This is a genomic window from Candidatus Methylomirabilota bacterium, assembly GCA_035260325.1.
GTDB lineage: Bacteria > Methylomirabilota > Methylomirabilia > Rokubacteriales > CSP1-6 > AR19.
The window spans coordinates 1-9,310 of the sequence record DATFVL010000183.1 but is presented as its reverse complement, the minus strand read 5'-3'; the positions used below and the strand labels follow the sequence as shown (position 1 = coordinate 9,310).

Annotated in this window: 11 protein-coding genes; 4 read left to right on the top strand and 7 right to left on the bottom strand. The window is 73.5% G+C overall.

The window, feature by feature from the left end; genetic code table 11:
* Positions 1-224: 224 nt before the first annotated feature.
* Genes VKG64_12115 through VKG64_12085 form a run of 7 tightly spaced genes read right to left on the bottom strand, consistent with a single transcriptional unit; the run spans position 225 to position 5,101 of the window.
* Complete coding sequence (locus tag VKG64_12115) at positions 225-1,130, bottom strand: selenium metabolism-associated LysR family transcriptional regulator (protein HKB25786.1); 906 nt, start codon at positions 1,128-1,130, stop codon at positions 225-227.
* A 30-nt stretch (positions 1,131-1,160) separates the two neighbouring features.
* On the bottom strand, positions 1,161-1,373 hold the full coding sequence (locus VKG64_12110) for a zinc ribbon domain-containing protein (GenBank protein HKB25785.1): 213 nt from the start codon (positions 1,371-1,373) through the stop codon (positions 1,161-1,163).
* 3 nt (positions 1,374-1,376) lie between these two features.
* Positions 1,377-1,577 (bottom strand): ubiquitin-like protein Pup, encoded by a 201-nt coding sequence (locus tag VKG64_12105; GenBank protein HKB25784.1) that lies wholly within the window; start codon positions 1,575-1,577, stop codon positions 1,377-1,379.
* Positions 1,578-1,618: 41 nt separating this feature from the next.
* On the bottom strand, positions 1,619-2,743 hold the full coding sequence (locus VKG64_12100) for a 2'-deoxycytidine 5'-triphosphate deaminase (protein HKB25783.1): 1,125 nt from the start codon (positions 2,741-2,743) through the stop codon (positions 1,619-1,621).
* A gap of 39 nt (positions 2,744-2,782) precedes the next feature.
* On the bottom strand, positions 2,783-3,682 hold the full coding sequence (thrB, locus tag VKG64_12095) for a homoserine kinase (protein HKB25782.1): 900 nt from the start codon (positions 3,680-3,682) through the stop codon (positions 2,783-2,785).
* Positions 3,683-3,686: 4 nt separating this feature from the next.
* Positions 3,687-4,424, bottom strand: coding sequence for a cytochrome c biogenesis protein CcdA (locus tag VKG64_12090; protein ID HKB25781.1), 738 nt, complete (start codon positions 4,422-4,424; stop codon positions 3,687-3,689).
* Positions 4,421-5,101, bottom strand: a complete 681-nt coding sequence (locus VKG64_12085) for a TlpA disulfide reductase family protein (protein HKB25780.1) — start codon at positions 5,099-5,101, stop codon at positions 4,421-4,423. The genes VKG64_12090 and VKG64_12085 overlap by 4 nt, the downstream gene beginning before the upstream one ends.
* 77 nt (positions 5,102-5,178) lie before the next feature.
* On the opposite strand from VKG64_12085, the gene VKG64_12080 reads away from it, so the two are divergent.
* The 4 genes from VKG64_12080 to VKG64_12065 all read left to right on the top strand — a co-directional run.
* Entirely contained in the window at positions 5,179-6,228 is a 1,050-nt protein-coding gene (locus VKG64_12080; GenBank protein ID HKB25779.1) for a four-carbon acid sugar kinase family protein, read from the top strand.
* The gene (gene pdxA, locus VKG64_12075) at positions 6,225-7,250 is read left to right on the top strand and encodes a 4-hydroxythreonine-4-phosphate dehydrogenase PdxA (protein ID HKB25778.1); all 1,026 of its coding nucleotides are present in this window, start codon (positions 6,225-6,227) and stop codon (positions 7,248-7,250) included. The genes VKG64_12080 and pdxA overlap by 4 nt, the downstream gene beginning before the upstream one ends.
* Positions 7,251-7,303: 53 nt before the next feature.
* Positions 7,304-9,103, top strand: coding sequence for a peptide ABC transporter substrate-binding protein (locus tag VKG64_12070; GenBank protein HKB25777.1), 1,800 nt, complete (start codon positions 7,304-7,306; stop codon positions 9,101-9,103).
* A 17-nt stretch (positions 9,104-9,120) separates the two neighbouring features.
* On the top strand, positions 9,121-9,310 hold a 190-nt coding region (locus VKG64_12065), incomplete at its 3' end, for a peptide ABC transporter substrate-binding protein (protein HKB25776.1).

Genomic DNA, 9,310 nt, shown 5'->3' with positions numbered 1-9,310 from the left:
AGAAGTCCACGGTCTCGACGAGTGCCAGCTCGGGCCCCAGGCGCCAGACCGCGGCGTCGTCGGCCGCGCCGAGGCCGACGAGCAGGTCCGGATGGGTCCGCGCGGGCCCGAGCGCCGCCAGCACCTCCTGGAGATCTCCAGGAGCCATCTTGGACGCTCAGCCGGCGCAGGCGGCGTACGAGGTGAGCCGGACCTCCGTGTGGGTGTGCTCGGCCATGCCGCCCTTAGGACGGCCGCTCGAGCGGCTCGGATTCGAGGAAGGCCACGAACGCCTGGGCCAGCGGCGAGCGGCTCCGGGCGCGATGGGTCACGAGGTAGAAGAAGCGCGCCACGCGCAGCTCCTTCACCTTCACGCAGTGGAGCAGCCCCGCGCGGCATTCGTCCTCGACCGCGCGCTTCGAGACGATCGCGAGGCCCACGCCCGCGCGCACGGCCTGCTTGATCGCTTGGGTCGAGCCCATCTCGCCGACGACCCGGAACCCCGAGAGCGCGGCGCCGGCCTCGGCGAGCGCACGCTCGAGGGCGTCGCGGGAGCCCGAGCCCCGCTCGCGCACGATGAGCGGCTCGGCCTTGAGCTCCCCGAGCGGCACGCTCTTCTTGGCCGCCCACGGGTGACCCGCGGGCACGACGAGGACCAGCTCGTCCGCCATGAGCTCGCGCGCCGCGAGCGACCGCGGCGCCGGCGGCGCGCCGACGACGGCCACCTCGACGCGCCCATCGTCGGTCCACGCCGTGACCTGGCGGCTCGAGCCGATGAGCAGCGACACGGAGATGTCGGGATACCGGGTCTTGAACCGGCCGATCAGCCCCGGCAGCACGTACTCGCCGGGAATGGTGGAGCCGCCGACGACGAGCTCGCCGCTGAGACGCCCCTGGAAGTGGTCGAGCGCCTGGCGCGCCTCGCGCGCGAGCGCCAGGATCCGCCGCGCGTACCCGAGGACGAGCTGCCCCGCGGGCGTCGGCGTAGCACCGCGGCCGAGCCGGTCGAGGAGCTGGACGCCGAGCTCGTTCTCGAGCGCCCGGACGTGCTCGGAGATCGTGGGCTGGGTGAGGGACAGCGCCTCGGCGGCGCGCGAGAAGCTCCCGAGCTCGGCCACCTTGGCGAACACCTCGAGGCGGCGGAGATCCATCGGCGGACTACCGGACGGAAGGCAACTGGATCAGTGGCAGGCGCAGCCGCCGCCGCAGCAGCCCCCGCCCGAGGACATCGCGGACGAGGCGACGGCGGGCGCGGTCTTCAGGCCGAAGACCGACAGCTTCCGCATGACGTCGGGGCTCTGGCACGTCGGGCACGCGACCGCGGTGGTCGCGCCCGCGACGTATTTCTCGAACTCCTTCTGGCAGTGCTTGCAGCGGTACTCGTAGACCGGCACCGCTTACTCGCCTCCCCGCTGCACGTAGCTCTTCACGAACTCCTCGGCGTTCTCCTCGAGGATGTCGTCGATCTCGTCGAGGAGCTTGTCGATGTCTTCCTTGATCTTCTTGCCCTTCTTGGCGAGCTCCGGGCTGGCGGCAGCGCCGTCGCCGCCCTCGGCGGGCTTGGTGGGCCGGGTCTCCTTCTTCTTCTGCTCAGCCATCGCGCCCTCCCTGGACCGATTCTAACATCCGGGGCCCCCTCCTACCGCCGAAACTGCTTGCTGAGGGTGAGGGTCTGGTGCTGGTAGGACGAGGCGAGCCCCACCCCGTAGACGCGCGCGGGGCGCGACCGCAGGCGCTCGAACCACACCTTGAACGACGTCTGGCCGTCGTAGACCATGAACGGCACCTCGCGGGCCCGCACCTCCATCACGACCTTGGTGCCCGGGATGCTTCCGTCGCCGTAGCCGAACCCGGGATCGAAGAACCCCGCGTAGTGCGTGCGGATCTCCCCCGCGCCGGCGTCGTAGACGACCATCTCGGCCGCGAACTCGGGCGGCACGCGGATCCGCTCCTTCGAGACGAGGATGTAGAAGCGGTTCGCCTCGAGGATGTAGCTGTCGCGCGCCGGCCGCTTGATCGGCTCCCAGAACTCGGTGGGATCGTAGTGGTCGATCCGGGCGAGGTCGACCGCGGGCGGGTTCGGATGGGCGCGGTAGCCGATGATCCCGTCGGTCGCCCGGCCCGAGAGGTCGAGCCCCATGCAGAGCCCGTCGTTGAACACGGCGCGCTCGATCGGGATCGGGCGCCCGTCGTCGTCGTGGAGGAGCGGCGACGCGCGGTAGACGCGCGCGAGCTCGGGGTCCGACATGGCCGTCTGGCCGGAGAGCAGGCGAAGCTGGTTGAGCGAGAGGCCGGCGTGCACGCGGACCGGGAACGACTGCGGCGAGACCTCGAGGTAGAGCGGCCCCGCGTAACCCGCGCGGACCTCGTCGAAGCGCGGCGTCCGGTCTGTGATGACGCGCGTGAAGATGTCGAGCCGGCCCGTCGTGCTCTTCGGATTCGAGCGGCCCCGCACGTGCGGCGGCAGCCGGAGCGATTCGAGGAGCGGCACGAGGTAGACGGACCCCGGCTGGAACGTCGCGCCCGGCTCGAGCGCCACCCGGTCGATGACGAGGTCGCTCTGCGCGAGGTCGCTCCCGAGCCGGTCCTGCACCGTCTCGTCGAAGGGCAGGAAGCTCGCGCGGAGCTGGTAGGCCGTCGTGCCGAGCCGGAGGTCGAGGCTCGCCGGCTGGAACTGCTCGTCCGTGATCGTCGGCGCAGCACCGATCCAGCCCTCGCGCACGGCCGCGCGGAGCTCGTGGTCGGCCAGGACCCCGTCACTCATGGGGCTTCCACTTAGCACCCGCGCGCGGCGCGAGTCAATTCAGACGGCGCGGGCGACCGCGCCGTGGGTGTCCACGGCGAGCGCGCGCGCCGCGCCGGCGATGCCCGCTCCGCGGAGCGCGTCCTCCATGGCGCGCGCCACGCGCGCGGCGTCGCCCGCGACGACCGCGAGGAGCGAGGGGCCGGCGCCGCTCAGCACGCAGCCCAGCGCGCCCGCGGCGCGCGCGGCGGCCACGACGCCGGGCATCCACGGGAAGAGCTTCTCCCGGTAGGGCTGGTGCAGCCGGTCGTCGAGCGCCGCCGCGAGCGCGGTGACGCGGCCGGCCTGCAGGCTCGCGAGCAGGAGGGCGACGCGCTGGACGTTGAACACCGCGTCGGCGCGCGGCACGGCGGCCGGCAGCACGGCGCGGGCGTCGGCCGTGGCGCTCGTCACCTCGGGCACGAGCACCACCCACTGGAGCTCGCGCGGCACCGGGAGCGAGACCGCGCTCACCCCGGCGGCGGTCGGGCACGCGACCGTGAGGCCGCCGAAGACCGCGGCGGCGACGTTGTCGGGGTGACCCTCGGCGCGCGCCGCGAGGCCGACGAGCCCGTCGCGGTCGAGCGGCGAGCCGAGGAGCGTGTTGCCCGCGGTGAGGCCGCCGACCCACGCGGCGGCGCTCGAGCCGAGCCCGCGCGCGGCGGGCACGCGGTTCACGCACTCGAGCCGGACGCCCCGGAAGCGCCGGCCGGCCGCCTCGTACGCGAGCCGGACGCCGCGGGCCACGACGTTCGTGTCGTCGGCGGGCAGGCGTCCCGCGCCCTCGCCGGCGACGCTCACGGTCACGCGCTCGGCCTCCTCGGCGACGACCTCGTTGTGGAGGGCCAGCGCCAGCCCGAGCGTGTCGAACCCCGGGCCGAGGTTGGCGGACGTCGCGGGAACGCTGACGTGGACGCGCACGCGGCTAAAGCCGCTTGAGGAGCCAGTCGGGCGTGAGCGAGATCGCCCAGGCGTTGAGGGCGACGTAGTAGTTGGTGAAGACGAGGACGCCGACGACGACGAGCAGGACACCCGCGGCGCGCTCGACGACGGGGATGAACGGCCGGTAGCTCCGGAAGGCGCGCAGGAACGGCCCGAGGGCCGCCGCGGCGAGCAGGAAGGGCAGGCCGAGGCCCGCCGAGTAGGCGACGAGCAGCGCGACGCCGCGGCCGACGTTCTCGGCGGTGGACGCGAGCGTGAGGATCGCCCCAAGGATCGGCCCGACGCAGGGCGTCCAGCCGATCCCGAAGGTGACGCCCACCAGGAGCGAGCCGACGTAGCCCGCCGGCTTCTGCCGGAGCTGGAGCTGCCGGGTGCGGCCGAAGAGGCCGATCCGGAGGACGCCGACGATGTAGAGGCCGAAGACGACGATCAGGAGGCCGCCGATCCGCCGGATCCACACGCGGTAGTCGAGCAGGAGCTGGCCGAGGGCGCTGAACGACGCGCCGAGGGCGACGAACACCGTCGCGAAGCCGAGGATGAAGGCGAGCGCGTGGAGGAGCACGCGGCGCCGCGCGGCGGGGCCGAGGTCGGCCGTGAGGTCGGCGACGGACATCCCCGTGATGAGCGAGATGTACGAGGGGAAGAGGGGCAGCACGCAGGGCGAGAGGAACGAGAAGAGGCCCGCGCTGAAGGACACCGCGACCCCGAGCGACTCGGTCATGGCGACCGGAGGAGCCCCTCGAACAGCGAGAGCGACGCGTCGCCGTCCCAGCGGCGCGGGCCGAGCGCGAGTGCTGTCACGTAGCCGTCGCGGTCCAGGATGAAGCTCGACGGCAGCGCGCGCACGCCGTACGCGTTCCCGAGGTCGAGCTTCGGGTCGAGCGCCACCGGAAAGCTCAGCTTGTGCTTCGCCAGGTACGGGTTGACGACCTTCGGATCGGCGTCCACCGAGACGGCGACGAGCACGAAGCCGTGCTCCTTCTGGCGCTGCCAGAGCCGCTCCATCGCCGGCATCTCCTCGCGACACGGCGGGCACCACGTGGCCCAGAAGTTGACGAGGACCACCTTGCCGCGCTGGTCGGCGAGCCGGAAGCGCGTCCCGTCCGCCAGCGGCAGCGCGAAGTCCTCGGCGTGCTTCGGCCGCGTCGGCTGGACGAGATCGAGCTCCTTGACCGCGTCCGCGACGCTCAGCACCCGGCCGGGCCGCGGCGGTGGCACCGCGGGCGCCGGCGCCGCGGCGGCGGCCCGGCGGGGCTCGACGGGCGCCGCGCCCGAGGGCTCCGGCGCGCGGCCGAGGGCGACGTAGAGCCCCGCGCCGCCGATGCCCGCGAGCACGACGGCGGCGGCGACCACGACGAGGGTCTTCGGCGCGCGGGTTCGGGAGTCGGCGGAATTCATCACGTGTGGAACACCGAAAGTATACCCCGACATTCCGTGAACGCCCGCGAAGCCCTTGTTATAGTAGGCGGACTTCGATGAGGCTCACGATAGTCGCCGACGATCTCACGGGCGCCTGCGACGCGGGCACGCTCTTCGCCGGCAAGTCGCCCGTCCCCGTCGCGGTCTGGCCCGACCCGCCCGTCGCCGCGCCCGTCAGCGTCGTGGACACCGAGTCGCGCGCCCTCGACGCGCGTGAGGCGGCCCGCCGCGTCCAGCACGCCGTCGGGCGGCCCGCGCGCTCCGGCGCGCCGTCGTGGTTCAAGAAGATCGACTCGACGCTGCGCGGCCACGTCGGCGCCGAGCTCGCCGCGCTCCTCCGCGCGACGGGCGCCTCGAGCGTCCTCGCCTGCCCGGCGTTCCCCGCGCAGGGCCGCGTCGTCGTCGACCGCCAGCTGCTCGTGCACGGCGAGCCCCGCGCGAGCGTCGTGGACGTGCTCCGTCCCGAGAGCGACCGGCCGCTCGCCTGGATCCCGCTCGCCGACGTGCGCGCGGGCGGCGTCGCGCTCGCCGCGCGCGTCGAGCGCCTCGCGGGCATGATCGCGGTCGCCGACGCCGAGACCGACGCCGACCTCGACGCGCTCGTCGGCGCCGCGCTCGCCCTGGACGCCCCGCCGCTGCTCGCCGGCTCCGCGGGGCTGGCGCGCCCGCTGGCCGTGCGCCTCGGGCTCTCCGCCGGGCCCGCGTCCCTGCCGGCGGGGCGCTGGCTGATCGTCGCCGGCAGCACGAGCCCCGCGACGCGCCGCCAGATCGCCGAGGCGCGGCGGGCGGGCCTCCGCGTGCTGGCGGCGTCCGACGGCGAGCGCGGCGATCCGGCGAAGGCCGCGGCGGAGGTCGGCGCCGAGGCGGCCCGGGTGCTCGCCGCCGAGCGCTTCGACCTGGTCATCGTCACCGGCGGCGACACCGCGGTCGCCCTGTATCGCGCCCTCGGCGCCACGCGCATCGAGCTCGTCGGCGCGCCCGGGCCCGGCCTGGCGCTCGCCCGGCTCCAGGCGCCCGGCCGGCCCGAGCTCGCCGTGCTGACCAAGGCCGGTGACTTCGGCCCGCCGGACCTCTTCGTCGCGCTCGCCGGGGAGGCCACGGCGTGAAGCACCCGGTGCTCGGCGTCACCATGGGCGATCCGGCCGGCGTGGGCCCGGAGATCATCGCGCGCGCCTGCGCCGAGGGCGACGTGCGCGCGCGGTGCCGGCCCGTCGTGATCGGCGCCGCGTCCACGATGCGGGAGGCCCTCGCGCTCGTGGGCGCGCCGCTCGCGCTCCACGCCGTGAAGGACGTCGCCGACTGCCGCTTCGACGGGGGCGCGCTCGAGGTCCTCGACCTCGGCAACGTGGACATGGCGACGCTGGCGCGCTGCCGCGTCAGCGCGGCGGCGGGGCGCGCGGCCTACGCGTACATTGAGACCGCGGTGCGCCTCGCGCGCGCGGGCGCCATCGACGGCATCGTGACGGCGCCGATCAACAAGGAGGCGCTCGCCGCCGCGGGGATGACCCACTCGGGCCACACCGAGATCCTGGCCGACCTCTCGGGCACCCGCGACTACGCGATGCTCCTCCTCGGCCGCGACCTGCGCGTGATCCACGTGACCACGCACGTCGCGCTGCGGCGCGTCCCCGAGCTGGTGACGCGCGACCGCGTGGCGACGACGCTCGAGCTCGCCCGGAAGACGCTCGACGGGCTCGGGCTGCCGCACGGGCGGATCGCCGTCGCCGGGCTGAACCCGCACGCGGGCGAGGACGGGCTCTTCGGCGACGAGGAGCAGACGGCGATCGTGCCCGCGATCGAGGCCGCGCGCGCCCGGGGCCTCGACGTCACGGGTCCCCTGCCCGCCGACACCCTCTTCTCCCGCGCCCGCGGCGGCGAATTTGATATGGTCGTCGCCATGTATCACGACCAGGGGCACATCCCGGTGAAGACGCTGGGCTTCACCTACGACGAGGCGACGAAGCGCTGGACGGGCCTCTCCGGCGTGAACGTCACGGTGGGGCTCCCGTTCCTGCGCGTCTCGGTGGACCACGGCACCGCGTTCGACCGCGCGTGGAAAGGCATCGCCAACCACGAGTCCATGGTCGAGGCGCTCGACGTCGCCGTCAGGATGCTGGAGCACACATGACCCGCCGCCGCGGGGCGTAGCGGCGAGCGCCGCGGCCGAAGGAGGCACCTGTCATGGACGAACGCGAGATCCGCGGGCTCATCGAGGACGTGCGGGCTGGCCGCGTCTCGCGCCGCGCGTTCACGCGCCTGATGGTCGGCCTCGGCCTCGGCGCGCCGCTCGCGGCGCAGATGCTCACCTGCGCGGGCGCCGCGCGGGCCCAGGTCAGGACCGACGCGTTCACGCCGGCCCGCCGCGGTGGCGGGGGCCAGCTCAAGGCGCTGTGGTGGCAGGCGCCGACCCTCCTGAACCCGCACTTCGCCACCGGCACGAAGGACCAGGACGCCTCGCGCATCTTCTACGAGCCGCTCGCCTCGTTCGATCCCGACGGCAACCTGGTACCGGTCCTGGCCGCCGAGATCCCGAGCCTGCAGAACGGCGGCTTGGCGCGGGACGGGATGTCGGTGACGTGGCGGCTCAAGCGCGGCGTCGCCTGGCACGACGGCCGGCCCTTCACCGCCGACGACGTCGTCTTCAACTGGGAGTTCGTCGCCGATCCCGCGACGGCCGCCGTGACCGTCGGCGCCTATCGCGACCTCCAGCGGATCGAGAAGCTCGACAGCCACACGGTGAAGCTCGTGTTCTCGCGGCCCCTGCCCTTCTGGGCCGACGCCTTCTGCGGCATCCGCGGCATGCTCATCCCCAAGCACCTCTTCGACTCCTACCGGGGCGCGCGCTCGCGCGAGGCGCCGGCCAACCTCAGGCCCGTCGGTACCGGGCCCTACCGCTTCGTCGACTTCAAGCCCGGCGACGTCGTGCGCGGCGAGCTCAACCCCGCCTACCACGTGCCGAACCGGCCGTTCTTCGACGTCGTCGAGATGAAGGGCGGCGGCGACGCGGCCTCCGCGGCGCGCGCGGTGCTGCAGACGGGCGAGTACGACTACGCCTGGAACATGCAGGTCGAGGACGACATCCTGCGGCGCCTCGAGCAGGGCGGCAAGGGGCGCGTCAACATCTGGCCGACGGGCAATCCCGAGCACATCCAGTGCAACTTCACCGACCCGTGGCGGGACGTCGACGGCGAGCGCTCCTCGGTCAAGACCTCCCACCCGCTGCTCGCCGACCCGGCGGTGCGCCGGGCGCTGAACCTCCTGGTGGACCGCGCGGCGGTGCAGGAGGAGATCTACGGCCGCCAGGGCCAGACGACCGCCAACTTCCTCAACGCGCCCTCGCGCTTCTACTCGAGGAGCACGAGCTGGGAGTTCAGCGTCGAGAAGGCGAACCAGGTCCTCGACGCCGCGGGCTGGGTCCGCGGCCCGGACGGCGTCCGCGCCAAGGACGGCCGGAAGCTCCGCATGGTCTACCAGACCTCGATCAACGTTCCGCGCCAGAAGACCCAGCAGATCGTCAAGCAGGCGGCGGCCCGCGCGGGGATCGAGCTCGAGCTGAAGTCGGTCGTCGCGTCGGTGTACTTCTCGTCGGACGTGGCGAACCCCGACACCTACGGGCACTCTTACGCCGACCTCCAGATGTACAACACCACGATGGGCTCGCCCGACCCGGCGTACTTCATGAACCAGTTCACCTCGTGGGAGGTCGCGTCGAAGGACAACAAGTGGCAGGGACGCAACATCACGCGCTGGCGCAACGAGGAGTACGATCGGGCCTACCGGGCGGCGGACGTCGAGCTCGACCCGGTCAAGCGCGCGGCGCTCTTCGTCAAGATGAACGACCTCGTGATCCAGAACGTCGTGGTCATTCCGGTCCTCTGGCGCAACGGCGTCTCCGCGTCGGCCGCGCGACTCCGGGGCATGGACCTCTCCGGCTGGGACCTGACGCTCTGGCACCTCGCGTACTGGTACAAACAGGCCTGAGGCCGACGGAGGATTCCATGGACGAGCAGGGACTGAGGACGCTGGTCTCGGAGGTGAACGCGGGCGGGCTCTCGCGCCGCCGCTTCGTGCAGACGATGGTGGGCCTGGGCCTCACCGCGCCCATGGCCGCCCAGATGCTCGCCTCGGCGGGCGTCGTCCAGGCGCAGACGAAGTGGTCCTCCAGCCCGGCGAAGCGCGGCGGGGGAG